Here is a 26,716-nt window from a genome sequence, read left to right as displayed (position 1 = left end):
GGCTGGTCGGGGGCGTGTGCGGGGCGGCGGCACCGGGAGGGCGGCCGGGCGTCGGGCCGCCGCGCCGAGGCCGCCCCCGGCCGGCCGTCGCCGTTCCCGCCCGCCGTGTCAGGCCGGCGCGGCCTCCGCCGCCTCCGCCGCCTCGGCGGGGTCCGGCAGGGTCTCCGGGAGGAGCGCGAAGCACCCCAGGCTGATGAGGGCCACCACGGTCAGATAGGCCGCGACGCCCCAGGGCGGACCCGAGCCGCCGTCCGAGAGGGTCGTGGCGACGATGGGCGTGAGAGCACCGCCGAGGACCCCCGCGAGGTTGTAGCCGACGGCCGCGCCGGTGCAGCGGACGCGGGGCTCGTACAGCTCCGGAAGGTACGCGGCGATCACCGCGAACATCGTGATGAAGGCCAGCAGCGAGCCCAGGAAGCCGAGGAACATCAGGAACGGCTCCGCGGTGTGCAGCAGGGCCACCATCGGGAACATCCAGAGCGCCGAGGCCGCGCACCCCGCGAGACACAGCGGGCGGCGGCCCCAGCGGTCGGCGAGGAGGGCCACGAAGGGCGTGGCCGCGCCCTTGACCGCCACCGCGGCCATCACGCAGGTCAGCATGACCGTGCTGCTCACCCCGAGCCGCTCGGTGCCGTAGGCCAGGGCCCAGGTGGAGACCGTGTAGAACACCGCGTACCCGACGGCCAGCGCCCCGGCCGTCAGCAGCACCAGACGCCAGTGGTCGCGCACGATCTCGGCCAGGGGGGCGCTCGCCCGGCGACCCGACGCGGAGAGCTCCTCGAACTGCGGGGTCTCCGCCAGCGAGGAGCGCAGCAGCAGCCCGGCCGCCGCGAGCAGCCCGGCCGCCCAGAACGGCACCCGCCAGCCCCAGGAGCGGAACTCCGCGTCGCTCAGGCCCGCCGTGAGCGCCAGCATCACCCCGTTCGCGAGGAGGAAGCCGACCGCCGGGCCGATCTGCGGAAAGCTCGCCCACAGCGCACGCCGGTTCGCGGGCGCGTGCTCGGCCGTCAGCAGGACCGCCCCGCCCCACTCGCCGCCGAGGCCGAGGCCCTGGAGGAAGCGGAGGGTGAGCAGGAGCAGGGGCGCGGCGATGCCGAGCGTCTCGTACGTCGGGACACAGCCGACCGCGACGGTGGCGCAGCCGGTCAGGAGCAGCGAGGCGAAAAGGACCGGCCGGCGGCCGTAGCGGTCGCCGACGTGCCCGAAGAGGACCGAACCCAGCGGGCGCGCGACGAAACCGACGGCGAAGGTGCCGAAGGCGGCCAGGGTCCCGGCCAGCGGGGAGAAGGTCGGGAAGAAGAGCGGCCCGAGGACGAGGGCGGCGGCGGTGCCGTAGACGAAGAAGTCGAAGAACTCGATGGCGGTGCCGACGAGCGAGGCGGTGGCGAGCCGGAGCATCGAGGGAGGCGCGGGCGGAGCCGGGGGAGCGGGTGGCGACGGAGAGTGACTGGAGCGCATGTGGCGCCAACTACCCGGCGGCCGCCCCGGTTACGGGGGCGTGCGGAAGCGCGCGGCCGCTGAGCCGCGCGCTGTCGGTGCGACGGCGGATCACCAGCCGCGCTCGCGCCACTCCGCGACGTGCGGGCGCTCGTCACCGAGCGTGGTGTCCTTGCCATGGCCCGGGTAGACCCAGGACTCGTCCGGCAGGGCGGTGAAGAGCTTCGTCTCCACGTCGTGGATCAGGCTCGCGAAGGCCTCCGGGTCCTTCCAGGTGTTGCCCACCCCGCCGGGGAAGTCCTGGGTTCCTCTGAACACCAGGATGCTCCCCGCGCCGTACCCTCGTCTTCCTTTACGCGCGGATCTCCGGGGACCCGCGCGTACCGTCGACGGGGCGTCAACCGGCAGATGAGCGACCTGCGGCCGTTCTCCGAGGAGAACGGCCGGGAGGTCGGCGGCGAGTACTTCGAGAACGATGTAAGCGCGCACTCGGGTGAGGAACGCCCCCGCGGACGACCGGCTGATGGCCGATGCCATCGAGGCAGCCGCCCGGGTGTTCAGGTCTTGCCGCTGAGGTTTCGGACAGAAGAGGTTCAGTCAGCCAGCGAGCCGGCGAAGATCTGCCACGCCAGGAGTGACTTCGCCACGAGGCTGAGGACCAGGTAGGCCTTTTCACCATATGCGTAGTCGGACCACCGGCCGACTCCGCGGTACTGGAGCCACTGGTTGAGACCGAAGCTGAAGAAGAGGGCGGCCTGGACGAGAACGATTCCGTACACGAAGCCGGGGACGGTCTCGGCCGCCACGGTGTTATACGCGATCGAGACCCACGGTGTGACGCCGACCAGCGTCCCGAACCAGAACGGCAGCATCCTTGTCCTCGCCCGCCCCGGAGGGTTCATCACCTCCTCGACCCAGCCGAAGAGAATCATCCCGACGTTGGCGCCGACAACGGCGATGACGGCATTGAGGCTGGTAATGCCCGCGTAGAAGCCGATGAGGAGCACCATCAGGGTTGCGCTCAGCGCGTACTCCAGCCACCGGAAGCGGTTGATGCCGTGTCTGAGGTCGCGTTCGTAGGTGTCGCGGCACACTGTCGCCGTCAGCAGGTGATCTGCCGCCGCGAGGGCGAGGAAGACGGCGACGGCCCAGCCGATCGGCACGTCGAACAACGCTTCCGGGGCGGGCGCTGCCGTTCCCGGTGGCCCCTCGGGGACGGAGGAGGTCACGGTGATCGAGAAGCTTCCGGCGAGCAGGACGATGGCCACGGCCTGGATCAGGTGCAGCAGCGTGAGCCCCAGGTTCCACCTGCGGAGCCCGGTGAGACGCTCGGTGGTGACACCGGTGGCCACCGATGTGCCGTCCTCTCGCTCCACAGGTCCTCCCCAGTGGCTGGTGCCGCGGTACGTCAGCATGGTCGTACCGGTCGGCCGGGAATCACGGCAGTCACGCCACGGCCCCGCCGAAAAGTCGCCCGAGTGGCGCCCGGGAATCCGCCGAAACCGCTGGCCTCCGGGACGCCCCCCGAGATCTCTCCCGGGACGGTGTGGCTGGGGTTGCGAACGACCACAGCAGCTCGCTGCGCTGGGGTACCGCCCGCCGAACAGTCCTCCCAGGGCGCTGATCTGGAGGCTTCCGGCGCCCGTCGTCTGTTCTTGGACGGTGACCAGAGCGCAGGCCGGCGACGGGCTCCGATGTCGAGTGCGGGTGCCGGGGACGACGCCTTCGTGCCGCACCGTGTCCGGCTGCCGGCATGACGGTTGGGTGCGCGAGCCGCGTAGGACTGCGCGCAGTCACCGGCCCGGCTGAACCGGGCAGGGCGGCTGTGCCCTTGGTCCGGCCCGCGGGGGCCAGGGTGCACAGCGCGTTTGCGATGTTCAACGACGTGGGGTGAGGGGTCCGGACGGATCGGCGGTGCGGGATGTGGCCCGGGACGCGTCGTGGAATCTGGCGAAGTACTGGCCGGGTGGGTGGAGGGGCACGGAAGTGATCACGGTTGTGGCACCGATGCGGGCGGCGAGCCGGCCCGCGTGCGCGGCTACGTCCGCATCGGCGCGGGCGCCGGTCAGGATGCCCAGGACGCCACCGCCTTCCGGGCCGCCGACGACGGTGTAGGCGTGGACGGGGGAGGGCGTGGACGGGGGAGGTGCGGGGCGGGGCGGGTGCGCTGCGGCGGTGGGGGCTGAGGGTGGTCATGACGGCCGTCCTTCCGGATGGTGCGGGCTGGCGGAGGGGGTCGAGGCGTGGGCGCCGGTGGCCGGGTGCGGCTACGTGTCGGCCGTGTGGTCCGTCTGTGATGCGGTTTCGCCGCTGTCGCTGTCCTCGCCGCGGGTGGCGATAAGGGACCAGGCGATGGAGACGGTGATGGTGACGGCGATGACGCCGAGGGTGAGGGGGATGGGCAGCTTGCCGACGGGCGTCTCCGAGAGGATGAGCTTGACGCCGGCGAACGCGAGCAGCACCGCGAGTCCGTAGTGCAGGTACTGGAAGCGGCGCAGCAGCCCGGCGAGGCAGAAGTACAGGCTGCGCAGGCCGAGGACGGCGAAGGCGTTGGCGGTCCAGACGATGAAGGTGTTGGTGGTGATGGCCAGGACGGCGGCGACGGAGTCGACCGCGAAGACGAGGTCGGTGGCCTCGACCGCGACCAGGACCACGAACAGCAGCGTGGCGATGCGCTTGCCGCTGACGCGGATGAAGAACTTGTCGCCGTGGAATCGCGTATCGGTGGGGATGATCTTCTTGACGAGGCGGACGACGGGGTTGCGGTCGGGGTGGACCTCCTCGTCCTTGGAGACGGCCATCTTGTAGCCGGTCCAGATCAGGAATGCCCCGAAGAGGTAGGCGGTCCAGAAGAAGACCTCGAGCAGTTCGGCGCCGATGAAGATGAACACCAGGCGGGCCGCGAGCGCGCCGATGACGCCCCAGAACAGGACCTTGTGCTGGTAGGCGTCGGGCACGGCGAAGAAGGAGAAGACCAGCGCGAAGACGAAGACGTTGTCGATCGACAGGGCCTTCTCGATCAGGTAGCCGGCGTAGTACGTCGAGGACGCCTCGCCGCCCTGCCATGCCAGAAGGACGAGGCCGAAGCCGAGGCCGACGGCGATCCACAGGCCGCTCCACAGCGCGGCCTCACGGAAGCCGATCACATGGTTGTCGCGGTGGGCGATCAGGTCGACGGCGAGCATGACGCCGATGCCGACGGTGACCGCGGCCCATACCCACAGCGGGACGGCGAACGACAGTTCATTCATGGTGGATCGGCTTCCTCGTGCGGGGCGCAAGGCAAGGGCGGACAAGAAGGTGGGGAGTGGTGCCCCGGGCCTGGCGGGCTTCGGAGGGCTGCCGGGCCCGGGCGCTGATTCAGTTCGTCCAGGCGTTCACCTCCCCGGTTCGGGCGGGCCGGCGGACAGCGGTGCGGCGGCGGCGCGGGCGCAGGGCGAGGGCGAGGCACAGGCCGCCGACGACCAGGTCCACGAGCGCCAGCAGCCACCAGGGTGCGAGCGCGTGCAGGCCGTTCATCACGCCTCGATCCGTCGGGCCGTGGGCAGGCGGCGGTGGGCGAGCGTCCACACATTGCGCACCCCCGCAGGCGATAGGTCCGCCGAATCCAGCCCCAGGTCGGCGACAGGCACGGCCTGGCGGGTGGGTGCGACGGCGTGGACGAAAGGGCCGCCGCGTACGGCGGAGGCTTCGATCAGGCTGTGCGCGTCCAGACCGGCCGGTCCCCGACTGGAGGCCACCACCAGCGGTGAATGGTGGCGTGCGGCCAGGGCCAGCACATCACCCGCGGCCCGCAGCCCAGGCTGCCCGCCGCTCTCGGCCGGGACGCGGTGAGCGACCGGGATGTAGCCGACGCCGGCAGCACGCAGCCGGGGCAGCACCCGGGCCAGGAGCACCCGCGCCGCCTGCGCGTCCACGCGGGCGCGGTCCGGGATCCGCGACGGCGCGGGCAGGACGGCGACCAGCAGCACCGGAGCCTTGCGGGGAGCGGCCAGCCGCACGGCCGCGTCCACCACGGCCGGGTCGTCGGGACGGTTCGTCACCAGCGCGGTGACCGGGTGCGGCAGGGACAGCGGCAGCGCCGGGGAGCCGGTGTCTGCCGGGCGGGTCAGGGTCGGGATGGAGGTCTGGGAGGGCATCGGGACCCCCTTTCAGCAGGGTCGAAGAGGGTGGTGAGGGTGCGTCCAGCGGCACCTGCTCCTCTGATTCCCGTCAACAATTACGCGAAAACTTTTTCGCTAATATATTTTCGCGAAATGATGTTGATCATGCGAAGTCTGCTTCGTATGATGAAGGCCATGAGCCAGCCCTCCAGCCCGCGCGGCGACCAGTGGACCTTCCTAACGAACCACGCCCGGGTCCTGATCGCCCTCGCTCGCGACCCCGAGGCGCGTGGACGCGACGTCGCCGACGCCATCGGCATCACCGAACGCGCCGTCCAGCTGATCGTCGCCGACCTCGAAGCGGCCGGCTACCTCACCCGCGAGCGCGTCGGCCGCCGCAACCGCTACACCATCGATCCCACGGTCGCCCTGCGTCATCCCAGCGAGGCGGACCACCCCGTCGGGGACCTCCTGGCGACCTTCCTGCACCGCGAGGACACCCCCGTCGCCGATTCCGAACGCACCGCCTTGTAACCGGCGCTCGCCGGGCTGGCGGCACCAGGGTGTGCAGCAGCCGGTCCCGGTCGCCCTCTCCCCGTGGGGTGGCCGGGACCGATTCCTTTTGCCCGAGACTCAGCGGGGCGGGCAGGGCGCGGCCAGCGGCGTCCACGGCACCGGTGGGCCGCGTGCACGAACGGGCCGCCACGGATGGCAGCGGCCTCCATCGCCGTGCACGCATCCAGCCTCGCCGGCCCGCTGCGCGATACCACCAGCAGCGAGCAGCCGTTAAGGACCGCCGTGTCCAGCAGTGCCTTCGTCGCATGCAGTCGCCCGCCGCCGCGCACAGCGGGACGGTGGTAGACGGCCGACCGATGGGCGATCCCCGCGCGGGCCAGCCGCGGCAGGGCCCGCCCGGCCGCCGCACCGACCGCCATCGAGTCCGGGTGGACGGTCTTGGTCCTGGGCGGCGGTGGAGGCAGCACCGCGATCAGCAGCAGCGGTGCACCGCGCGAGGCGGCGAGTCGGACGGCCGCGTCCACCACGGCGGTGGGCGGTCGTCATTGGACGGTTACCAACCCCGCGCGCGCCACTCCGTGAGGTGGGGCCGCTCCGTGCCGAGGGTGGTGTCGTTACCGTGGCCGGGGTAGATCCAGGACTCGTCGGGCAGGGCGCCGAACAGCTTGGTCTCCAGGCCGCCCATCAGGGAGTCGAACTCATCCGGATGTGTTGTCCGGCCAGGGCCGCCGGGGAAGAGGCAGTCGCCGGTGAAGACGTGCGGGTGGCCGTGCGGGTCGTCGTAGACGAGGGCGATCGAGCCGGGCGTGTGCCCGACGAGCCGGCGGGCGGTCAGCTCGACCCGGCCCACCCGGATCGTGTCGCCGTCCTCCACCGGCACGTCGGTGGCGACCGGGATGCCCTCCACGTCGTACGCCCCCGCGTAGGTCCGGGCGCCGGTCGCGGCGACGACCTCCGCCAGGGCCTGCCAGTGGTCGCCGTGCCGGTGGGTGGTGACGACGGAGGCGATGCCGTCGTCACCGATCAGCGTGAGCAGCGTGTCGGCGTCGTTGGCGGCGTCGATCAGGAGCTGCTCGCCGGTCGCCCGGCAGCGCAGCAGATACGCGTTGTTGTCCATCGGGCCGACCGCGACCTTCGAGATCATCAGGTCCGTCAGCTCGTGCACATCCGCCGGCCCGCCGACCTTCACCACTCCGCTGTACGTCATGGGCTCAGCCTAGCTCCGGGCACGGACAGAGGTGGCTACAGCGCTGGGAGCGGGCCGGGCACCGGCAGCGGAGGTCACAGTGCCGGGAGCGCCGGGAGCGGGCCGCCCTCGGTCTTGAGGGCCGAGCCGTCGCGGCGGCCGGCGAGCCAGCCGAGGAGCTCGGGGGCGGGGCCGGTCACGGTCACCTCCGCGCCCTCGGCGGACCCCGTCGTCCAGGTCCCCGTGCCCTCCGTCGCCACGATCCGGGTCGGCGGCACCGTCGCGTTGCCCGTGAAGCGCTCCGCGAGGAAGTCGATCTCCCGCTGGACGAACTCCTCGGGAAGGTCCTCGAGCTCGTAGCCGACGTCCAGGTCGACATGGTGCAGGGCCACCTCGACCCAGCGGCGGAAGGGGATCCGGGAGGCGCTGTCCGTGACGCCGTTGCGGAGCTCGACGGTGCGGCTCCAGTCGGCGGGCTCGGCGCCCGCGGCCCGGAAGGCCTCGCCGCTCTCGCGCACGTCGGCGAGCTGGACGGCGAGCGGCCGGCCGGCGTCGCGCTCGATGTCGGCGTCGCGCGTCGCGGCGTCGGTGTACATGGGCCGGCCCTGGAGGACGTTCACCAGAGCGTCGGCGTTGCGGGCGATGTGGGCCAGGACATGGCCGCGCGTCCAGCCGGGGAGCCGTGACGGCTCGGCCGTCGACGCGTTGTCCCAGGAGGCGGCGGCGCTCAGCAGCCGATCGGTCGCTTCGTGCACGGAGGCGAGATCACGTTCGTGGTCGATCATGGCGCCGACCCTAGCGCCGCCACTCGTTCGGGTGAAGCAGTCTCCGCGAGGCCGGAAATCGAATGTGCGTGCTATAGGCTCGACGGAAGCATCCGGCATCCTTGGTTGTTGGGTGTGTCAGGCACATCCGCTCTCTCAAGAAAGGTGCGGACCGGCGTGACCGACCGTCTCATCGTTCGTGGCGCTCGCGAGCACAACCTCAAGAACGTCTCGCTCGACCTCCCGCGTGACTCCCTCATCGTCTTCACCGGGCTCTCGGGATCGGGCAAGTCCTCCCTCGCGTTCGACACGATCTTCGCCGAGGGGCAGCGCCGGTACGTGGAGTCGCTCTCCTCCTACGCCCGGCAGTTCCTCGGCCAGATGGACAAGCCGGACGTCGACTTCATCGAAGGTCTGTCGCCCGCCGTCTCCATCGACCAGAAGTCGACCTCGCGCAACCCGCGCTCGACGGTCGGCACCATCACGGAGGTCTACGACTACCTCCGCCTGCTGTTCGCCCGCATCGGCAAGCCGCACTGTCCCGAGTGCCGCCGGCCGATCTCCCGCCAGTCGCCGCAGGCCATCGTCGACAAGGTCCTCGAGCTGCCCGAGGGCAGCCGCTTCCAGGTCCTCTCGCCGCTCGTGCGCGAGCGGAAGGGCGAGTTCGTCGATCTCTTCGCCGACCTCCAGACCAAGGGCTACAGCCGTGCCCGGGTCGACGGCGTGACCGTACAGCTGAGCGAACCGCCGACCCTGAAGAAGCAGGAGAAGCACACGATCGAGGTGGTCATCGACCGCCTCACCGTGAAGGACAGCGCCAAGCGCCGCCTCACCGACTCCGTCGAGACCGCGCTCGGTCTCTCCGGCGGCATGGTCGTGCTCGACTTCGTCGACCTCCCCGAGGACGACCCCGAGCGCGAGCGGATGTACTCGGAGCACCTCTACTGCCCGTACGACGACCTCTCCTTCGAGGAGCTGGAGCCGCGCTCCTTCTCCTTCAACTCGCCCTTCGGCGCCTGCCCCGACTGCACCGGCATCGGCACGCGCATGGAGGTCGACCCCGAGCTGATCGTCCCGGACGAGGAGAAGTCCCTCGACGAGGGCGCCATCCACCCCTGGTCGCACGGGCACACCAAGGAGTACTTCGGCCGGATGATCGACGGCCTCTCCCAGGCCCTCGGCTTCCGCACCGACATTCCCTTCGCCGGTCTTCCGCAGCGGGCCAAGAAGGCCCTCATGTACGGGCACAAGACCCAGATCGAGGTCCGCTACCGCAACCGGTACGGGCGGGAGCGCGCCTGGACCAGCCCCGCCTTCGAGGGAGCGGTCTCCTTCGTCAAGCGGCGGCACGGCGAGGCCGAGAGCGACTCCAGCCGCGAGCGCTTCGAGGGCTACATGCGCGAGGTGCACTGCCCCACCTGCGAGGGCACCCGCCTCAAGCCGATCGTCCTCGCGGTCACGGTCATGGACCGGTCCATCGCCGAGGTCTCGGCGATGTCGATCAGCGACTGCGCCGAGTTCCTCTCCCGGCTCACGCTCAACGACCGCGACAAGAAGATCGCCGAGCGGGTCCTCAAGGAGGTCAACGAGCGGCTGCGATTCCTCGTCGACGTCGGCCTCGACTACCTCTCGCTCAACCGGGCCGCCGGCACGCTCTCCGGCGGCGAGGCCCAGCGCATCCGGCTCGCCACGCAGATCGGTTCCGGCCTCGTCGGCGTGCTGTACGTGCTCGACGAGCCGTCCATCGGCCTTCACCAGCGCGACAACCACCGCCTCATCGAGACCCTCGTCCGGCTCCGGGACATGGGCAACACGCTCATCGTCGTCGAGCACGACGAGGACACCATCAAGGTCGCGGACTGGGTCGTCGACATCGGCCCCGGCGCGGGTGAGCACGGCGGCAAGGTCGTCCACTCCGGCTCCCTGAAGGAGCTCCTCGACAACGAGGAGTCGATGACCGGGCAGTACCTGTCCGGCCGCAGGTCGATCCCCACCCCGGAGATCCGCCGCCCCGTGGACCCCTCGCGACGGCTCACCGTGCACGGCGCCCGTGAGAACAACCTGCGGGACATCGACGTCTCCTTCCCGCTGGGCGTCCTCACGGCCGTCACGGGCGTCTCCGGCTCCGGCAAGTCGACCCTGGTCAACGACATCCTCTACACCCACCTGGCGCGCGAGCTGAACGGCGCCAAGTCGGTGCCCGGGCGTCACACGCGCGTGGACGGCGACGACCTCGTCGACAAGGTCGTGCACGTCGACCAGTCCCCGATCGGCCGCACCCCGCGGTCGAACCCGGCGACCTACACCGGCGTCTTCGACCACGTCCGCAAGCTCTTCGCCGAGACGATGGAGGCCAAGGTCCGGGGCTACCTGCCCGGCCGGTTCTCCTTCAACGTCAAGGGCGGCCGCTGCGAGAACTGCTCCGGCGACGGCACGATCAAGATCGAGATGAACTTCCTCCCGGACGTCTACGTCCCGTGCGAGGTCTGCCACGGCGACCGGTACAACCGGGAGACCCTGGAGGTCCACTACAAGGGCAAGTCCATCGCCGAGGTCCTGAACATGCCGATCGAGGAGGCCCTCGGCTTCTTCGAGGCCGTCCCGACGATCGCCCGCCACCTGCGCACGCTCAACGAGGTCGGCCTCGGGTACGTCCGCCTCGGGCAGTCCGCGCCGACGCTCTCCGGCGGCGAGGCCCAGCGCGTGAAGCTCGCCTCCGAGCTCCAGAAGCGCTCCACGGGCCGGACGGTGTACGTCCTGGACGAGCCGACCACGGGTCTGCACTTCGAGGACATCTCGAAGCTGATCAAGGTCCTCTCCGGCCTCGTCGACAAGGGCAACTCGGTGATCGTCATCGAGCACAACCTCGATGTCATCAAGACCGCCGACTGGCTCATCGACATGGGGCCCGAGGGAGGCAGCGGCGGCGGCCTGGTAGTCGCCGAGGGCACGCCCGAGGAGGTCGCCTCGGTTCCGGCCAGCCACACCGGCAAGTTCCTCCGTGAGGTTCTCGGCGCCGACCGGATCAGCGACGCCAGCGCGACCGTCCCGGCCGCGCGCGGAGCGAGGAAGACGGCGGCCAAGAAGGTCCCCGCCGCGAAGACCGCCGCCCCGGCCAAGAAGACGGCCACCAAGGCGGCGGCGACGAAGGCCGCAGCCACGAAGGCCACCGCCACCAAGGCGGCGGCGACGAAGGCCACGGCCACCAAGGCGGCGGCGACGAAGGCGACGACCCGGGCTCGCAAGGCCTGACAAGGAGGCGGGGCCCCAGCCAGGGGCCCCGCCCCTTACGGTCCCGCCTCTCGTCAGGCCCGGACGACAGCCCGCGGAACCCCGCCGGTATCGTCGGTTCGGTCACGCCTTGCCCCGATCCCACCGTGGAGCGCCCATGTCCGGCCAGTCCAGCCGCCGCACCGTACTGAAGGGTGCCGCCCTCGCCGGCGCCGCCGGGCTGGGAGTCGCCGCCTGCTCCACCGAGTCGAAGCTCGGCCACGCCGAGGTCCCGACCCCGACCGCCCCCGTCGCCCTCGGATCCCCCGACGAGGTCCCGGTCGGCGGCGCCAAGCTCTACCGCGAGCAGCGGGTCCTGGTCAGCTGCCCGGCCAAGGGCCAGTACAAGGCCTTCAGCGCCCAGTGCACCCACGCCGGCTGCGTACTCGACAAGATCGAGGACAACGCGGGCAACTGCCCCTGCCACGGCAGCCGCTTCGACGTGACGACAGGCAAGGCGATCAAGGGCCCGGCCACGGTCCCGCTCCCCGAGGTCCCGATCCGCGTCGAGGACGGCAAGCTGATCGCCGGCCCCGAGGCCCCCCAGGCCTGAGCCGGCGCCCCCGCGCCCTCACGACCAGTCCCAGTCGATCCCCAGGATCCCCGGTCGTACCCCCTGCTCCACGACGTGCACCGTGCGGTGCCGGCCGCTCAGCGTCAGCTCCGCACGGCCCCCGCGCGGCGCGCCCGCCGACGTCTGGGCGAACCGCCGGCACCGCACCGGCAGCGCCGCCTCGTCGAAACGCACCTGGAGCACGTACTGCCCGCCGGCGAAGCTGAACCCGCGGACGTACTCCCCGCTCGGACCCGCCGTACCGTCCTCGAAGCCGTACGAGAACAGATGCGTGTCCCCGGCCCGCAGCCGCGCGTCGAAGAGCAGCTCCGCGATCACCACGCCCGTCCCGGCGTGCCACCGCACCCGCCCCGTGCGGCAGTTCTCCACGGCCCGCACCGCCACCCGGGACGGATCGCACCCCGGGTCCCCGTGGTGGATGGCCAGATAGCGGTCGACCCCGTCCCGGTGCGCCCGCACGACGTGCTGCGACTCGCGTCCCACCAGCTCCCGCACCGCCCCGATCCGCACCCGCTCGTGGTGCCCCACCGTGTGCAGCCCGCCGTCCGCCGGGGACTCCAGCTCCGCGAGGAGCTCCTCGACCGAGCCGGACGCCTCCACCAGTGAGCGGTACGAGCGGCCCGCCGGGCGCTCCACCTCGCCCCGGCCCGCCGCGTCCTCCGTCAGGAGCCGGAGGAGCGAGTTCCCCGGGAGCTGGAGCACCTCCTCCAGGGCGCGCACGGCCTTCAGGGACTCCGGCCGCTGCGGGCGCCGGGCACCCTGCTGCCAGTAGCTCAGGCTCGTCACACCGACCCTGATGCCCCGGTGTGCCAGATGGTGCTGGACCCGCTGGAGCGGCAGCCCTCGCACGGCGAACGCGGTGCGCAGCGCCAGATGGAAGGGGCCGGTGTGCAGCAGCTGCGCCAGATCGGCCTCGGTGTGGCTCACGAGGGCTCCTCAGTGAACGTTCACGACGGGGGAGCGGACCGTCGCGCCGCGAGCGGTGGGCGGGCAGGTGGGCCGAGGGCGTCCGTTCACACCCGGGTCACACCGTTCACAGTCCGATGTCACCCCGCATTGAAGCGTGTTGACCCGCTCCCGACAACGGCCGATGCTCCTGACCAGCGTCCGGACGCGCTCCTCCACTCCCCACATCCCCACCCCCCTCCACGGGAGGAACGCGATGCGCAGCAGGAAACTGTCCCTCGCGGCACTCGCCGCAGCCGCCCTCTTCCTCGTCCCCACCACCTCGGCGTCCGCCGCGCCGGCCGGTGAGGACGTCTCCACGCTCGCCTACAAGCAGCTGAACATCACCATGCAGGCGCAGCAGAAGACCAACTGGTGCTGGGCGGCGGGCGGCAACACCATCGCCACCTGGTTCGGCCGGAACTACAGCCAGAACCAGTTCTGCAACGCCGCCTTCAACCGCCAGCAGGGCTACGACTGCCCCAACAACCAGGCGACCCTCGGTAACGTCCAGACCGGACTCAGCTGGGCCGGCATCAACCCCGGCTCGTACGTCAACGGCTGGCTGCGCTACTCGACCGTCCAGACCGAGGTCAACGCGAACCGGCCGATCGAGACCCGCATCCAGTGGTCGAGCGGCGGCGGTCACATGCACGTGATCTACGGCTACGACGACGCCGACAGCTGGGTCTACTGGGGCGACCCCTGGCCCTCCAGCGACCGCTACAACTGGGCCTCGCACGCCTGGTACGTCAACAACAGCTCCTTCTCCTGGACCCACTCGCTCTACCGGATCGGGGCGTGACGACGATGAACGGACGTGCCATCGGCGCCGGTCTCCTGACGACCGCCGCCCTCGTCGCCCTCGGGGCGCTCCCGGCCGCCGCCGCGGAGAGCCTGCCGCCCGCGCCGACCCCGGAACAGGCCGCCTCCGCGCCGCAGACCCTGGACACCCTGTCCCGGTTCTTCGCCCGGGACGGGGCGCTCGCCCGCTCGGCGGCCGCGCCGCGCGTCGAGGGCGGATCCGTGCCGGTACGGATCCTCTCCCCGGACTTCGTCGCCGGGAAGGCGGGGGCGCCGGTCGCCCGCGTCGAGTTCCGGGCCAGCCGGGCCGTGGCCTCGGACGGCCAGAAGGCCTCTCTGTGGACGGTGAAGCAGCCCGGCGGCTGGCAGGTCGTGAACATCGCCACCGGTGACGACGAGATCCGGTACGCCGAGCAGGGCGGGCGCGTGCTGCCCGGCGGTCTCGTCTTCCGGGAGCCGCAGATCGACGCGTGGTACGTCCAGAAGGGGGCGAAGGTGCTGCCGCTGGACGAGGACGCGGTGCGGGCCGTCGGGAAGAACGGGACGAGCCTGGCGGCGTACCGGGAGCGGGTCGCTCGCGACTACGGGGACAAACTGCCGGGCTCGCCGTACGCGAGGAAGGGCGCGGCGGGCGGCTACGCGCCGCAGGCGAGCGCACCGGCACCCGCGCCGGCCGCCCACGAGGAGCCCGAAGTCACGGTGGTTGCCTCCACGGCGGCGGGTGCGGGCGCGCTCCTGGCTGTCTCCCTGGCGGCCACGGCGACGATCCGCCGCCGCCGAGCCACCCGAGAGGCCTGAGCCGCCACCCGCAGGTACGGGCGACCGTCCGCCCCCCCGTTGTGGGCATTCGTCCCGCTGGGGCGGGACGGGTGGGCACAACGGGACGGCGCCCCTTGCCGGGCCTAGGCTTCCGTGCCTGGACCCGCACCCGGTGTGCGCCGCGCTGGTGGTGCGGGCACGTGCAGGGGGCGGAGGCGCCGCTGAGGGCGCCGTCCCGTGTGCCCACCCGTCCCGCCCTGCGGGACGATTGCCCACACGGGGGCAGTGGGCAACGTCCGGCAGGCCTCGGCCCGCGGGGGTCAGCGGGCCAGGTAGCCGCCGTCCACCGGGAGGATCGCCCCCGTCACGAAGGACGCCTCGTCCGAGGCCAGGAAGAGGATGGCGGCCGCCACCTCCTCGGGTCTGCGCGAGGCCGGAGTGTCGGTCCCCGCCAGTAGGGTGGGGACCATGGCAGACCCCTCCAGCTACCGCCCCAAGCCGGGGCAGATCCCCGACTCGCCGGGGGTCTACAAATTCCGCGACGAACACCGCCGGGTGATCTACGTCGGCAAGGCGAAGTCCCTGCGTCAGCGGCTGGCGAACTACTTCCAGCCGCTCGTGAGCCTGCACCCGCGCACGGCCACCATGGTGACGACCGCCGCCTCCGTGGAGTGGACCGTCGTCTCGACCGAGGTCGAGGCGCTCCAGCTGGAGTACTCCTGGATCAAGGAGTTCGACCCCCGGTTCAACGTCAAGTACCGGGACGACAAGAGCTATCCGTACCTCGCGGTCACGCTCAACGAGGAGTACCCGCGCGTCCAGGTCCTGCGCGGCCACAAGAAGAAGGGCGTGCGGTACTTCGGGCCGTACGCGCACGCGTGGGCGATCCGCGAGACCGTCGACCTGATGCTGCGGGTCTTCCCGGTGCGGACCTGCTCGGCGGGGGTCTTCCGGAACGCCGCATCGGCCGGCCGGCCCTGCCTCCTCGGCTACATCGGCAAGTGCTCGGCGCCCTGCGTCGGCCGGGTCACGCCCGACGAGCACCGCGAACTGGCCGAGGAGTTCTGCGACTTCATGGCCGGCCGCACCGGCACGTACATCCGCCGGCTCGAGAAGCAGATGATGATCGCCGCCGAGGACATGGAGTACGAGAAGGCCGGCCGGCTCCGGGACGACATAGAGGCCCTGCGCCGGGCCATGGAGAAGAGCGCGGTCGTCCTCGCCGACGCCACCGACGCCGACCTGATCGCCCTCGCCGAGGACGAGCTGGAGGCCGCCGTCCAGATCTTCCACGTGCGCGGCGGGCGCGTGCGCGGCCAGCGCGGCTGGGTCACCGACAAGGTGGAGGCCGTCGACACGGCCGGGCTCGTCGAGCACGCGATCCAGCAGTTGTACGGCGAGGAGAGCGGCGACACGGTCCCCAAGGAGGTCCTGGTCCCGGCGCTGCCGGAGGACGTCGAGGCCGTCACCGCCTGGCTCGCCGGCCGCCGCGGCTCCAACGTCTCGCTGCGGATCCCGCAGCGCGGCGACAAGAAGGACCTGATGGAGACGGTCGCGCGCAACGCCCAGCAGGCGCTCGTCCTGCACAAGACCAAGCGCGCCAGTGACCTGACCACCCGCTCCCGGGCCCTGGAGGAGATCGCCGAGGCCCTGGACCTGGACTCGGCGCCGCTGCGCATCGAGTGCTTCGACATCTCGCACCTCCAGGGCGAGGACGTCGTGGCCTCGATGGTCGTCTTCGAGGACGGGCTGCCCCGCAAGAGCGAGTACCGCCGCTTCCAGATCAAGGGCTTCGAGGGGCAGGACGACGTCCGCTCGATGCACGAGGTGATCAGCCGGCGCTTCAAGCGCTATCTCGCCGAGAAGGAGAAGACCGGCGAATGGGGTCTCCCCGCCGAAGGTAGGGGACGGGTCGACGGGGACGTGACCGGGGGCGAGGTCCCCGCGCCCGCCCCCGGTGAGGACGACGGCCGGCCCAAGCGCTTCGCGTACCCGCCGCAGCTCGTCGTGGTCGACGGCGGGCAGCCGCAGGTCGCCGCCGCCCGGCGCGCCCTCGACGAGCTCGGCATCGACGACATCGCGGTCTGCGGGCTCGCCAAGCGCCTGGAGGAGGTCTGGCTGCCCGGCGACGACGACCCGGTGGTGCTGCCCCGGTCCAGCGAGGGCCTCTACCTCCTCCAGCGGGTGCGTGACACGGCTCACGACTTCGCCATCCGCTACCAGCGCTCCAAGCGGACGAAACGCATCCGGACCAGCCCCCTTGACGCGGTCCCGGGCCTCGGCGAGACGCGGAAACAGGCGTTGGTCAAGCATTTCGGCTCGGTGAAGCGGCTTCGACAGGCGACAATCGAGCAGATCTGCGAGGTCCCCGGCATGGGCCGGAAGACCGCGGAGTCCGTGGTCGTGGCCCTCGCCCAGGCGGCCCCGACCGCACCCGCCGTGAACACGGCGACAGGAGAGATCATGGAAGACGACGGGGGCGGCACGGCATGACCGCGCACGAACAGCACAGCGACCAGCGTGACCAGCAGAACGAGAACGACCAGCAGGACCGGAACGAAGAGCAAGACCAGCACGACCGAGAAGCAGGAGCAGGACACGTGAGTACGGGCACGAAGGAGACCCCCGGCGACAACGGCGCCGAGGCGGCCATTCCCGAGCTGGTGATCATCTCCGGCATGTCCGGAGCCGGCCGGTCCACCGCGGCGAAGTGCCTGGAGGACCTCGGCTGGTTCGTGGTGGACAACCTGCCGCCCGCGCTGATCCCGACCATGGTGGAGCTCGGCGCCCGCTCCCAGGGCAACGTCGCGCGGATCGCCGTCGTCGTGGACGTCCGCGGCCGGCAGTTCTTCGACAACCTCAGGGACTCCCTCGCCGACCTCGACTCCAAGCAGGTCACCCGCCGGATCGTCTTCCTCGAGTCGTCCGACGACGCCCTGGTCCGGCGCTTCGAGTCGGTCCGCAGGCCGCACCCCCTCCAGGGTGACGGCCGGATCACCGACGGCATCGCCGCCGAGCGCGACCTGCTGCGCGAGCTGCGCGGCGACGCCGACCTGGTCATCGACACCTCCAGCCTCAACGTCCACGAGCTGCGCGCCAAGATGGACGCCCAGTTCGCCGGGGACGAGGAGCCCGAGCTCCGGGCCACCGTCATGTCCTTCGGGTTCAAGTACGGCCTGCCGGTCGACGCCGACCTCGTCGTCGACATGCGCTTCCTGCCGAACCCGCACTGGGTCCCCGAGCTGCGCCCCTTCACGGGCCTCAACGAAGAGGTGTCGAACTACGTCTACAACCAGCCCGGCGCCAAGGAGTTCCTGGACCGCTACACGGAGCTCCTCCAGCTGATCGCCGCCGGCTACCGCCGCGAGGGCAAGCGGTACGTGACCATCGCGGTGGGCTGCACGGGCGGCAAGCACCGCTCCGTCGCCACCGCCGAGCGGCTCGCCGCCCGTATCGCCGCCGAAGGGGTCGAGACCGTCGTCGTGCACCGGGACATGGGGCGCGAGTGAAGCCGTACCGGCGCCGCGTCTCCACCCTGACGGCGCGGCGTTCGCTCCGCAGGCGCGGAGCCCAGCCCAAGGTCGTCGCCCTGGGCGGCGGCATGGGCCTGTCGGCCTCCCTGGCCGCCCTCCGCCGGATCACCGGCGACCTGACCGCCGTCGTCACCGTCGCCGACGACGGGGGCTCCAGCGGCCGGCTCCGGGAGGAGCTCGGCGTGCTGCCCCCGGGCGACCTGCGCAAGGCGCTCGCCGCGCTCTGCGGGGACGACGACTGGGGCCAGACCTGGGCCCGCGTGATCCAGCACCGCTTCCAGTCCAAGGGCGAGATGCACGGCCACGCCGTCGGCAATCTGCTGATCGTCGCCCTCTGGGAGCAGCTCGGCGACCCCGTCCAGGCCCTGGACCTGGTGGGCAGGCTGCTCGGCGCCCAAGGCCGGGTGCTGCCCATGTCCGCCGTACCGCTGGAGCTCCAGGCCCTGGTCAGGGGCCACGACCCGGCGCGGCCGAACGACGTGGACACCGTGCGCGGCCAGGCGACGGTGGCGCTCACCCCGGGTGACGTGCAGTCCGTGCACCTCGTGCCGCACGACCCGCCGGCCGTGCCCGAGGCGGTCGCGGCCGTGCTCGACGCGGACTGGGTGGTCGTGGGTCCGGGCTCCTGGTTCTCCTCGGTGATCCCGCACCTTCTCGTGCCCGAAATCCTCGACGCGCTCGTCCAGACGAAGGCCCGAAAGGTGCTTTCGCTGAACCTCGCTCCGCAACCCGGAGAAACCGAGGGCTTCTCTCCGCAGCGTCATTTGGAGGTTTTGGGACGACACGCCCCTAAACTCGCCCTGGACGTGGTGCTCGCCGACGAGGCTGCCGTGCCCGATCGCGAGTCCCTCGCCGATGCCGCCAAGCGGCTCGGTGCCGCGGTCGAGCTGGCGCCGGTGGCCGGGCCCGACGGCTCCGCGAAGCATGACCCGGAGCTGTTGGCCGCCGCGTACGACCGTATTTTTCGGATGCATGGAAGGATCGGCCCATGGCGATGACGGCAGCGGTGAAGGACGAGATCTCCCGGCTTCCCGTCACCCGGACCTGCTGCAGGAAGGCAGAGGTCTCGTCGATCCTGCGGTTCGCGGGCGGGCTGCACCTGGTGAGCGGCCGCATCGTGATCGAGGCGGAGCTGGACACGGCGATGGCGGCGCGCCGCCTGAAGCGGGACATTCTGGAGATCTTCGGACACAGTTCCGAACTGATCGTGATGGCCCCCGGCGGGCTGCGGCGCGGCTCGCGCTTCGTGGTGCGGGTGGTGGCCGGCGGCGACCAGCTGGCCCGCCAGACGGGCCTCGTGGACGGCAGGGGTCGCCCCATCCGGGGCCTCCCCCCGCAGGTGGTCTCCGGCGCGACCTGTGACGCGGAGGCGGCCTGGCGCGGCGCCTTCCTGGCCCACGGCTCGCTGACCGAGCCCGGCCGGTCCTCCTCCCTGGAGGTCACCTGCCCGGGTCCTGAGGCGGCGCTCGCCCTGGTCGGCGCGGCGCGCCGGCTCTCCATCGCGGCGAAGGCGCGCGAGGTGCGGGGCGTGGACCGGGTCGTCGTCCGCGACGGCGACGCGATCGGCGCCCTGCTGACCCGGCTCGGCGCCCACGAGTCGGTGCTGGCCTGGGAGGAGCGGCGGATGCGGCGCGAGGTCCGCGCCACCGCCAACCGCCTGGCCAACTTCGACGACGCCAACCTGCGCCGTTCGGCGCGGGCCGCGGTCGCCGCAGGGGCCCGGGTGCAGCGCGCCCTGGAGATCCTCGCCGAGGAGGTGCCCGAGCACCTCGCCGCCGCGGGCCGGCTCCGCATGGAGCACAAGCAGGCCTCCCTGGAGGAGCTGGGCGCGCTCGCCGACCCGCCGCTGACCAAGGACGCGGTGGCCGGACGGATCCGCAGGCTGCTCGCGATGGCCGACAAGCGGGCGCAGGACCTGGGCATCCCCGGGACCGAGTCCAACCTGACCGAGGAGCTCGACGACAGCCTGGTCGGCTGACCGGGTCCCGTCACCGTACGGAATCCCGAACTCCACCCTGCCGGTGCCTTTCTGAGGCACCGGCAGCTTTTTCGTACCCGCGCGAGGCACCCTTGACAGGCCCATGGGCGCCCATGAGCCTGGCGTCTGTTCACCTACGTGGCAGGCAACAGCAAGGGGGGCTCATGAGACGCAGAGCGAGATCGATCCTCGCCGCGGCTTCACTGCTGATCGCTGGAGTGGCGGCGGCACCCGTCGCCGGAGCGCAGCCGAACGACCGGGACGGCGGCGACGCCCTCTCCGTATGGCGCGCCGAGGTCACCAAGGAGCAGGTTCCGCTGCTCCTCGACGCCGGGGCCGACGCCCACGAGATGACCGAGCAGGTGCCCGACAAGGGCTCCGCGACGGTCGAGCTCTTCCTCACCGACCGGCAGGCCGGTCAGCTGCGCGGCCAGGGCGTCGAGCTCGCCGAGCACACCCTGACCGAGCGGGCCGAGCAGCGGAACGCCGCCGCCGGAGACGGCGTCTTCCGCCCGTACGGCGGCCCGGACGGCCTCAAGCAGGAGATCCTCGACACCGCCAGGGCCAACCCGGGCATCACCAAGGTCGTCTCCATCGGCAAGACCCTCAAGGGCCAGGACATCCTCGCCCTCAAGGTCAGCAAGGGCGCCACCCGCGTCAAGGACGGCTCGAAGCCCGCCACGCTGTATCTGTCGAACCAGCACGCGCGCGAGTGGATCACCCCCGAGATGACCCGGCGGCTGCTCCACCACTACCTCGACGGCTACGGCAAGGACGAGCGGATCACCCGCATCGTCGACTCCACCGAGCTGTGGTTCGTGCTCTCCGCCAACCCGGACGGCTACGACTTCACCCACGCCGACCCCGACAACCGGCAGTGGCGCAAGAACCTCCGCGACAACGACGGCGACGGGCGGATCGCGCCCGGCGACGGCGTCGACCTCAACCGCAACTTCGCCTACAAGTGGGGCTACGACAACGAGGGCTCGTCCCCCGACCCGGCCGACGAGACCTTCCGCGGCACCGGACCCATGTCGGAGCCCGAGACCAAGGCCCTGGACGCCTTCCAGAAGCGGATCGGCTTCTCGTACGGCATCAACTACCACTCGGCCGCCCAGCTCCTGCTCTACGGCGTCGGCTGGCAGGTCGCCACCGACACCCCCGACGACATCGCCCTCAAGGCGCTCGCCGGCACCCCGCAGAAGTCCGCCGTGCCCGGCTACCGGCCGCAGGTCTCCTCGGAGCTGTACATCACCAACGGCGAGGCCGACGGACACGCCGCCAACGTCAACGGCATGCAGATGTTCACCCCGGAGATGTCGACCTGCGCCACGGCCTCCCGGGTCGACCCGAACGACGCCTGGAACCCGGCCGACTGCGCCTCCGTCTTCACCTTCCCGGACGACGAGAAGCTGATCCAGGCCGAGTTCGCCAAGAACATCCCCTTCGCGCTCGCCGTCGCCGAGAGCGCCGCCCGCCCGGACCGGCCCGTCTCCCCGGTCGGCACGGAGGCCCCCGACTTCACCCCGGCCGCCTTCACCACCTCCTACGCCCGCGGCGGGGAGCAGGAGGTCGCCGTCACCGCGCGCAAGTCCCTGCGCGACAAGACCCTCACCTACCGGATCAACGGCGGCCGCACCCACCGTGAGGAGCTCGACGCCTGGGAGGGCGGCGAGACCTACGGCGGCGATGACAACCTCTACTTCGACGAGTACCGCGCCGAGGTCGAGGGCGCCAGGCCCGGCGACTCCGTCGAGGTCCGGTTCACCGCCCGCACCCGCGAGGGCCGGGCCACCGCCTCCGTCCCCTTCACCTACAAGGTCGCCGAGCGGCCCCGCGGCGACGTGCTCGTCCTCGCCGACGAGGGCGGCACCACCGCGGCCCGCCACACCGCCGCGTACGTGAAGGCACTCGCCGACAACGGCCGCTCCGCCGCCGTCTGGGACGTCGCCACCCAGGGCACCCCGGACGCCCTCGGCGTGCTCTCCCACTTCCGTACCGTGGTCTGGTACACCGGCGCCGAGCGGCCCTCCGGACCCACCCAGCTCGCCGTCCGCGCCTATCTCAACGAGGGCGGCAAGCTGATCAACGCCGGCGAGAAGTCCGGCGGCCTCACCCAGGTCGGCCGGGCCGAGACCAACGACTTCGCCCAGTACTACCTCGGCGCCTACCACCGGGCCGGCCTCGGACAGCCGACCGCCTTCGGCGGCACCGGCGCCTTCGCGGGCACCGGCGCGAACCTCGGCCCCGCCGCCGACAACCCGCTGGACAACGCCGGCGCGTACACCGTCACCTCGGACACCCTGCAGCCGGAGGAGTTCCCGCAGTTCGCGAGCAGCGCCTCCGCCGGTGACTACCCCGGCGTCCGCACCCCCTTCGAGCCCGCCGAGGGCACGACCTTCGCGGCCGTCAAGCACACCGACAACACCTGGGCCCGGCTCAGCAGGACCGTCGACCTCACCGGCGTCGCCGCCGCGGCAGCGCCGCGCCTCGACTTCCAGGTCAGCTACGACACCGAGCCCGGCTACGACAACCTCGTCGTCGAGGCCCACACCGTCGGCCAGGACGACTGGACGACGCTGCCCGACACCAACGGCGGCACCTCCACCGCACCCCCGGCCGACTGCGGCGAGGGCTACTACCTCCGCGGCCACCCCTTCCTCGCCCGCTACCTCACCGTCGGCGAGGACGGCTGCGCCTCCACCGGCACCACCGGCTCCTGGAACGCCTTCACCGGCCCCTCCAACGGCTGGCGGCAGGCCTCCGTCGACCTGAGCGCCTGGGCGGGCAAGCGGGTCGAGCTCTCGATCGCGTACGTCTCCGACCCCGGTACGGGAGAGACGGGCGCCTTCGTCGACGACACCCGGCTCGTCACCGGCACCACCACGGAGGCGGAGGGCTTCGAGACCGGCCTCGGCGCGTGGACCGTACCGGGCGCCCCGGCCGGCAGCCCCGGCAACGGCTCCGACTGGACGCGCTCCGCGGCGCTCTTCCACTCCCAGGCCGCGGTCACCACCCGTGACACCGTCCTCCTCGGCTTCGGTCTGGAGCACGTGCCCGGCGCGGCCGAGCGGGGACGGCTCCTCGGCCGCGCCCTCGCGGTGCTCCGGCGCTGACGGAGAGTAGTGGGGGCAAAGGTCCCACGGCGGCCCGTACCCGTTGGTAGGTACGGGCCGTCGGCCTTTCGTCCTCACTTTCCGGGCACGCGCGGATGCGCTCGATGTCACTCGGGGGGTCCCGGAGAGGTAGGGTCGTAAGCGGTCGGGGACATCCCTAAAAACAAAAATCTCGCCGGCGTCGAGCACACCGGCGTACCTAACGAGGAGATCGGTTCGTGACGATCCGCGTAGGCATCAACGGCTTTGGCCGCATCGGCCGGAACTACTTCCGCGCGCTCCTTGATCAGGGTGCTGACATCGAGATCGTGGCCGTCAACGACCTGGGTGACACCGCGACCACCGCGCACCTTCTGAAGTACGACACCATCCTGGGACGCCTCAAGGCCGAGGTCACCCACACCGCCGACACCATCACCGTCGACGGCCGCACCATCAAGGTGCTCTCCGAGCGCAACCCGGCCGACATCCCCTGGGGCGAGCTGGGCGTCGACATCGTCATCGAGTCGACCGGCATCTTCACCAAGAAGGCCGACGCCGAGAAGCACATCGCCGGCGGCGCCAAGAAGGTCCTCATCTCGGCTCCGGCCAGCGACGAGGACATCACCATCGTCATGGGTGTCAACCAGGACAAGTACGACGCGGCCAACCACCACGTCATCTCGAACGCGTCCTGCACCACCAACTGTGTCGCGCCGATGGCGAAGGTCCTCGACGAGAACTTCGGCATCGTCAAGGGCCTGATGACCACGGTCCACGCGTACACCAACGACCAGCGCATCCTGGACTTCCCGCACAAGGACCTGCGCCGCGCCCGCGCCGCCGCGGAGAACATCATCCCGACCACGACCGGTGCCGCCAAGGCCACCGCCCTGGTCCTCCCGCAGCTCAAGGGCAAGCTCGACGGCATCGCGATGCGCGTCCCGGTCCCGACCGGTTCCGCCACCGACCTGGTCGTCACCCTCGACCGCGAGGTCACCAAGGACGAGGTCAACGCCGCGTTCAAGAAGGCCGCCGACGACGGCGACCTCAAGGGCATCCTGTACTACACCGAGGACCCGATCGTGTCCTCGGACATCGTGAGCGACCCGGCCTCCTGCACCTTCGACGCCTCCCTGACGATGGTCCAGGAAGGCACCACGGTGAAGATCCTGGGTTGGTACGACAACGAGTGGGGTTACTCCAACCGTCTCGTCGACCTCACCGTCTTCGTCGGCGGCCAGCTCTAAACTTCAGGGCAGGCTTTCGATGTGAGCAGGGCTCGGGCAGCGCAACGCCGCGCTGTACGAGCCCTGTCTCGTGTGCTCCACCGCGTACCAAGGAGTCTGTGACAGATGAAGACGATCGACGAGCTTCTCGCCGAAGGCGTCTCCGGCAAGCGGGTGTTCGTCCGCGCCGACCTCAACGTGCCCCTCGACGGCACGACCATCACCGACGACGGCCGCATCCGTGCCGTCGTCCCCACGGTGAAGGCGCTCGCCGACGCAGGCGCCCGCGTCGTGGTCGCCTCGCACCTGGGCCGCCCCAAGGGCGCCCCGGACCCGGCGTTCTCCCTCGCCCCGGCCGCCGCTCGCCTCGGTGAGCTGCTCGGCGCCGAGGTGGCCTTCGCGACCGACACGGTCGGCGAATCCGCCACCGCCGCCGTCGCCGGCCTCGCCGACGGCGGGGTCGCCGTGATCGAGAACCTCCGGTTCAACGCCGGCGAGACCTCGAAGGACGACGCCGAGCGCGGCGCCTTCGCGGACCAGCTGGCCGCCCTCGCCGACGTGTACGTCGGCGACGGCTTCGGTGCCGTGCACCGCAAGCACGCCTCGGTCTTCGACCTCCCGGCGCGCCTCCCGCACGCCGCGGGCTACCTCATCGCCACCGAGGTCGGTGTCCTGAAGAAGCTCACGGACGACGTCAAGCGGCCGTACGCGGTCGTGCTGGGCGGCGCCAAGGTCTCCGACAAGCTCGGGGTCATCGACCACCTCCTGGAGAAGGCCGACCGCATCCTCATCGGCGGCGGCATGGCGTACACCTTCCTCAAGGCCAAGGGCCACGAGGTCGGCATCTCGCTGCTCCAGGAGGACCAGATCCCGACGGTCCTGGAGTACCTGGCGCGCGCCGAGAAGCGCGGCGTGGAGTTCGTACTCCCCGTCGACGTCCTGGTCTCGCCCAGCTTCCCGGACCTCAAGACCAAGGCTCCGGCCAACCCGACCACGGTCGCCGCGGACGCCATTCCGGCGGACGAGGAGGGCCTGGACATCGGCCCGAAGACCCGTGAGCTCTACGCCTCGAAGCTCGCCGACGCGGGAACCGTCTTCTGGAACGGCCCGATGGGCGTCTTCGAGCACCCCGACTACGCCGAGGGCACCCGGGCCGTGGCCCAGGCGCTCGTCGACTCTGAGGCCTTCACGGTGGTCGGTGGTGGCGACTCCGCCGCCGCCGTGCGCATCCTGGGCTTCGACGAGAAGGCATTCGGCCACATTTCGACCGGCGGCGGCGCCTCCCTCGAGTACCTCGAGGGCAAGACGCTCCCCGGCCTCGCCGCACTGGAGGACTGACCCACATATGAGCACCCGCACCCCGCTGATGGCGGGCAACTGGAAGATGAACCTCAACCACCTCGAGGCCATCGCCCACGTCCAGAAGCTCGCCTTCGCGCTGACCGACAAGGACTACGACGCCTGTGAGGTCGCGGTCCTGGTCCCCTTCACCGACCTGCGGTCCGTCCAGACCCTGATCGACGGCGACAAGCTCAAGATCAAGTACGGCGCCCAGGACCTCTCGGCGCATGACTCCGGTGCCTACACCGGTGAGATCTCGGGCGCGATGCTGGCCAAGTTCAACTGCGCCTACGTGGCCGTCGGCCACTCCGAGCGCCGCCAGTACCACGCGGAGAACGACGAGGTCTGCAACGCCAAGGTGAAGGCCGCCTTCAAGCACGGCGTGACCCCGATCCTCTGCGTCGGCGAGGGCCTGGACATCCGTAAGGCCGGCCAGCAGGTCGAGTACACGCTCGCCCAGCTCGACGGCGGTCTGAAGGACGTCCCGGCCGAGCAGGCCGAGACGATCGTGATCGCGTACGAGCCGGTGTGGGCCATCGGCACCGGCGAGGTCGCCACCCCCGAGGACGCGCAGGAGGTCTGCGGGGCGATCCGCGGCCGTCTCGCGGAGCTGTACTCGCAGGAGCTGGCCGAGAAGGTCCGCATCCAGTACGGGGGCTCGGTCAAGTCCGGCAACGTGGCCGCGATCATGGCGCAGCCGGACGTCGACGGCGCCCTCGTGGGCGGCGCGGCGCTGGACGCCGAGGAGTTCGTCAAGATCGCGCGCTTCCGCGACCAGTGAGTATGCGGTAGCGGAGTTACGTCGTACCCTAGCGGGGGTCGGGCAGGTGCCCGGCCCCCGTCCGTATAAGTCCGAGGAAGTTGGTCCAGCCGTGGTTATGGGGTTCTCGATCGCCCTGCTCGTCTTCAGCGGGCTGCTGATGCTGCTCGTACTGATGCACAAGGGAAAGGGCGGCGGTCTCTCCGACATGTTCGGTGGCGGCATGCAGTCGTCCGTCGGTGGCTCCTCGGTCGCCGAGCGCAACCTGGACCGGATCACCGTCGTGGTCGGTCTGCTCTGGTTCGCCTGCATTGTGGTACTTGGTCTGCTGATGAAGTTGGACGGGTAACTCCGAACACTGGACGCGCGTTGGGCCTTACGTAGACTGGGGCATCTTCGAGCACCATCACGCAGGGAGTTAC

General features: G+C 71.2%; 22 protein-coding genes and 2 pseudogenes. 14 read left to right on the top strand and 10 right to left on the bottom strand.

Translation table 11 applies throughout. The annotated features are described in order from the left end of the window. Positions 1-108: 108 nt before the first annotated feature. The 6 genes and pseudogenes from ACWFR1_RS15575 to ACWFR1_RS15550 all read right to left on the bottom strand — a co-directional run bounded on the left by ACWFR1_RS15575 (position 109) and on the right by ACWFR1_RS15550 (position 5,576). The gene (locus tag ACWFR1_RS15575; RefSeq protein ID WP_453551048.1) at positions 109-1,398 is read right to left on the bottom strand and encodes an MFS transporter; all 1,290 of its coding nucleotides are present in this window, start codon (positions 1,396-1,398) and stop codon (positions 109-111) included. A 150-nt stretch (positions 1,399-1,548) separates the two neighbouring features. Then, positions 1,549-1,755 (bottom strand): annotated as a pseudogene (locus ACWFR1_RS15570) (MBL fold metallo-hydrolase); the annotation flags it as partial. Positions 1,756-2,030: 275 nt separating this feature from the next. Further along, positions 2,031-2,813, bottom strand: a complete 783-nt coding sequence (gene heR, locus ACWFR1_RS15565) for a heliorhodopsin HeR (RefSeq protein ID WP_453551045.1) — start codon at positions 2,811-2,813, stop codon at positions 2,031-2,033. 891 nt (positions 2,814-3,704) lie between these two features. Next, positions 3,705-4,688: a TerC family protein gene (locus ACWFR1_RS15560; RefSeq protein ID WP_453551043.1), complete on the bottom strand. Its 984-nt coding sequence runs from the start codon at positions 4,686-4,688 to the stop codon at positions 3,705-3,707. A gap of 109 nt (positions 4,689-4,797) precedes the next feature. Further along, positions 4,798-4,956 (bottom strand): hypothetical protein, encoded by a 159-nt coding sequence (locus tag ACWFR1_RS15555; protein ID WP_453551040.1) that lies wholly within the window; start codon positions 4,954-4,956, stop codon positions 4,798-4,800. Next, complete coding sequence (locus ACWFR1_RS15550; protein ID WP_453551039.1) at positions 4,956-5,576, bottom strand: universal stress protein; 621 nt, start codon at positions 5,574-5,576, stop codon at positions 4,956-4,958. Before ACWFR1_RS15550 ends, ACWFR1_RS15555 begins: the two co-directional genes overlap by 1 nt. Before the next feature lie 159 nt (positions 5,577-5,735). Between ACWFR1_RS15550 and ACWFR1_RS15545 the strand changes: the two genes are divergently transcribed. After that, positions 5,736-6,074 (top strand): helix-turn-helix transcriptional regulator, encoded by a 339-nt coding sequence (locus ACWFR1_RS15545; protein WP_453551036.1) that lies wholly within the window; start codon positions 5,736-5,738, stop codon positions 6,072-6,074. 535 nt (positions 6,075-6,609) lie between these two features. On the opposite strand, the gene ACWFR1_RS15540 is transcribed toward ACWFR1_RS15545, so the two are convergent. Beyond that, positions 6,610-7,263 carry an MBL fold metallo-hydrolase gene (locus tag ACWFR1_RS15540; protein WP_453551033.1) on the bottom strand — a complete coding sequence of 218 codons (654 nt, stop codon included), beginning with the start codon at positions 7,261-7,263 and terminating at the stop codon, positions 6,610-6,612. Positions 7,264-7,337: 74 nt separating this feature from the next. Beyond that, complete coding sequence (locus tag ACWFR1_RS15535) at positions 7,338-8,027, bottom strand: maleylpyruvate isomerase family mycothiol-dependent enzyme (protein ID WP_453551031.1); 690 nt, start codon at positions 8,025-8,027, stop codon at positions 7,338-7,340. 156 nt (positions 8,028-8,183) lie between these two features. On the opposite strand from ACWFR1_RS15535, the gene uvrA reads away from it, so the two are divergent. Then, entirely contained in the window at positions 8,184-11,258 is a 3,075-nt protein-coding gene (uvrA, locus tag ACWFR1_RS15530; protein ID WP_453551028.1) for an excinuclease ABC subunit UvrA, read from the top strand. Positions 11,259-11,394: 136 nt separating this feature from the next. Continuing rightward, positions 11,395-11,829, top strand: a complete 435-nt coding sequence (locus ACWFR1_RS15525; RefSeq protein WP_453551025.1) for a Rieske (2Fe-2S) protein — start codon at positions 11,395-11,397, stop codon at positions 11,827-11,829. Positions 11,830-11,847: 18 nt separating this feature from the next. Here the strand turns inward: ACWFR1_RS15525 and ACWFR1_RS15520 are convergent, their stop codons facing one another. Further along, positions 11,848-12,777, bottom strand: a complete 930-nt coding sequence (locus ACWFR1_RS15520; protein ID WP_453551023.1) for a hypothetical protein — start codon at positions 12,775-12,777, stop codon at positions 11,848-11,850. Positions 12,778-13,012: 235 nt separating this feature from the next. On the opposite strand from ACWFR1_RS15520, the gene ACWFR1_RS15515 reads away from it, so the two are divergent. Beyond that, positions 13,013-13,600: a papain-like cysteine protease family protein gene (locus ACWFR1_RS15515; protein ID WP_453551020.1), complete on the top strand. Its 588-nt coding sequence runs from the start codon at positions 13,013-13,015 to the stop codon at positions 13,598-13,600. A gap of 5 nt (positions 13,601-13,605) precedes the next feature. Beyond that, a complete protein-coding gene (locus ACWFR1_RS15510; RefSeq protein ID WP_453551059.1) occupies positions 13,606-14,397 on the top strand; it encodes a hypothetical protein in 792 nt (263 codons plus the stop codon). A 281-nt stretch (positions 14,398-14,678) separates the two neighbouring features. Here ACWFR1_RS15510 and ACWFR1_RS15505 read toward each other — a convergent pair. Next, a pseudogene (locus ACWFR1_RS15505) lies at positions 14,679-14,783 on the bottom strand (SDR family oxidoreductase); the annotation flags it as partial. 43 nt (positions 14,784-14,826) lie between these two features. Between ACWFR1_RS15505 and uvrC the strand changes: the two are divergent. The 9 genes from uvrC (at position 14,827) to secG (ending at position 26,643) form a co-directional block, all read left to right on the top strand. Continuing rightward, positions 14,827-16,851 carry an excinuclease ABC subunit UvrC gene (gene uvrC / locus ACWFR1_RS15500; RefSeq protein ID WP_453551018.1) on the top strand — a complete coding sequence of 675 codons (2,025 nt, stop codon included), beginning with the start codon at positions 14,827-14,829 and terminating at the stop codon, positions 16,849-16,851. Next, positions 16,848-17,867, top strand: coding sequence for an RNase adapter RapZ (rapZ, locus tag ACWFR1_RS15495; protein WP_453551015.1), 1,020 nt, complete (start codon positions 16,848-16,850; stop codon positions 17,865-17,867). Before uvrC ends, rapZ begins: the two co-directional genes overlap by 4 nt. Further along, positions 17,864-18,889 carry a gluconeogenesis factor YvcK family protein gene (locus tag ACWFR1_RS15490; protein WP_453551012.1) on the top strand — a complete coding sequence of 342 codons (1,026 nt, stop codon included), beginning with the start codon at positions 17,864-17,866 and terminating at the stop codon, positions 18,887-18,889. The genes rapZ and ACWFR1_RS15490 overlap by 4 nt, the downstream gene beginning before the upstream one ends. Next, the gene (gene whiA / locus ACWFR1_RS15485; protein WP_017238652.1) at positions 18,880-19,869 is read left to right on the top strand and encodes a DNA-binding protein WhiA; all 990 of its coding nucleotides are present in this window, start codon (positions 18,880-18,882) and stop codon (positions 19,867-19,869) included. Before ACWFR1_RS15490 ends, whiA begins: the two co-directional genes overlap by 10 nt. A 164-nt stretch (positions 19,870-20,033) precedes the next feature. Beyond that, complete coding sequence (locus ACWFR1_RS15480) at positions 20,034-22,985, top strand: M14 family zinc carboxypeptidase (protein ID WP_453551008.1); 2,952 nt, start codon at positions 20,034-20,036, stop codon at positions 22,983-22,985. A gap of 218 nt (positions 22,986-23,203) precedes the next feature. After that, positions 23,204-24,214, top strand: coding sequence for a type I glyceraldehyde-3-phosphate dehydrogenase (gene gap / locus ACWFR1_RS15475; RefSeq protein ID WP_453551006.1), 1,011 nt, complete (start codon positions 23,204-23,206; stop codon positions 24,212-24,214). A gap of 105 nt (positions 24,215-24,319) precedes the next feature. Then, entirely contained in the window at positions 24,320-25,531 is a 1,212-nt protein-coding gene (locus ACWFR1_RS15470) for a phosphoglycerate kinase (protein ID WP_453551003.1), read from the top strand. Between the two features lie 7 nt (positions 25,532-25,538). Further along, positions 25,539-26,315: a triose-phosphate isomerase gene (gene tpiA, locus ACWFR1_RS15465; protein WP_453551000.1), complete on the top strand. Its 777-nt coding sequence runs from the start codon at positions 25,539-25,541 to the stop codon at positions 26,313-26,315. Positions 26,316-26,412: 97 nt separating this feature from the next. Then, positions 26,413-26,643, top strand: coding sequence for a preprotein translocase subunit SecG (secG, locus tag ACWFR1_RS15460; protein ID WP_024758014.1), 231 nt, complete (start codon positions 26,413-26,415; stop codon positions 26,641-26,643). The last annotated feature ends 73 nt before the right edge of the window (positions 26,644-26,716 follow it).

It is taken from the genome of Streptomyces sp. NPDC055103, assembly GCF_053607625.1.
The sequence above is the reverse complement of the archived record's forward strand: the minus strand, read 5'-3'. Positions and strand labels throughout refer to the sequence as shown.

Excerpts from the sequence above, each read along its gene's own strand:
- ACWFR1_RS15545 (WP_453551036.1), top strand. The coding sequence starts at position 5,736 with ATGAGCCAGCCCTCCAGCCCGCGCGGCGACCAGTGGACCTTCCTAACG.
- ACWFR1_RS15525 (WP_453551025.1), top strand. The coding sequence starts at position 11,395 with ATGTCCGGCCAGTCCAGCCGCCGCACCGTACTGAAGGGTGCCGCCCTC.
- uvrC (WP_453551018.1), top strand. The coding sequence starts at position 14,827 with ATGGCAGACCCCTCCAGCTACCGCCCCAAGCCGGGGCAGATCCCCGAC.
- whiA (WP_017238652.1), top strand. The coding sequence starts at position 18,880 with ATGGCGATGACGGCAGCGGTGAAGGACGAGATCTCCCGGCTTCCCGTC.
- ACWFR1_RS15515 (WP_453551020.1), top strand. The coding sequence starts at position 13,013 with ATGCGCAGCAGGAAACTGTCCCTCGCGGCACTCGCCGCAGCCGCCCTC.
- ACWFR1_RS15535 (WP_453551031.1), bottom strand. The coding sequence starts at position 8,027 with ATGATCGACCACGAACGTGATCTCGCCTCCGTGCACGAAGCGACCGAT.
- ACWFR1_RS15575 (WP_453551048.1), bottom strand. The coding sequence starts at position 1,398 with ATGCTCCGGCTCGCCACCGCCTCGCTCGTCGGCACCGCCATCGAGTTC.
- ACWFR1_RS15510 (WP_453551059.1), top strand. The coding sequence starts at position 13,606 with ATGAACGGACGTGCCATCGGCGCCGGTCTCCTGACGACCGCCGCCCTC.
- ACWFR1_RS15480 (WP_453551008.1), top strand. The coding sequence starts at position 20,034 with ATGAGACGCAGAGCGAGATCGATCCTCGCCGCGGCTTCACTGCTGATC.
- ACWFR1_RS15560 (WP_453551043.1), bottom strand. The coding sequence starts at position 4,688 with ATGAATGAACTGTCGTTCGCCGTCCCGCTGTGGGTATGGGCCGCGGTC.
- ACWFR1_RS15550 (WP_453551039.1), bottom strand. The coding sequence starts at position 5,576 with ATGCCCTCCCAGACCTCCATCCCGACCCTGACCCGCCCGGCAGACACC.
- tpiA (WP_453551000.1), top strand. The coding sequence starts at position 25,539 with ATGAGCACCCGCACCCCGCTGATGGCGGGCAACTGGAAGATGAACCTC.
- rapZ (WP_453551015.1), top strand. The coding sequence starts at position 16,848 with ATGACCGCGCACGAACAGCACAGCGACCAGCGTGACCAGCAGAACGAG.
- ACWFR1_RS15470 (WP_453551003.1), top strand. The coding sequence starts at position 24,320 with ATGAAGACGATCGACGAGCTTCTCGCCGAAGGCGTCTCCGGCAAGCGG.
- ACWFR1_RS15555 (WP_453551040.1), bottom strand. The coding sequence starts at position 4,956 with ATGAACGGCCTGCACGCGCTCGCACCCTGGTGGCTGCTGGCGCTCGTG.
- ACWFR1_RS15540 (WP_453551033.1), bottom strand. The coding sequence starts at position 7,263 with ATGACGTACAGCGGAGTGGTGAAGGTCGGCGGGCCGGCGGATGTGCAC.
- secG (WP_024758014.1), top strand. The coding sequence starts at position 26,413 with ATGGGGTTCTCGATCGCCCTGCTCGTCTTCAGCGGGCTGCTGATGCTG.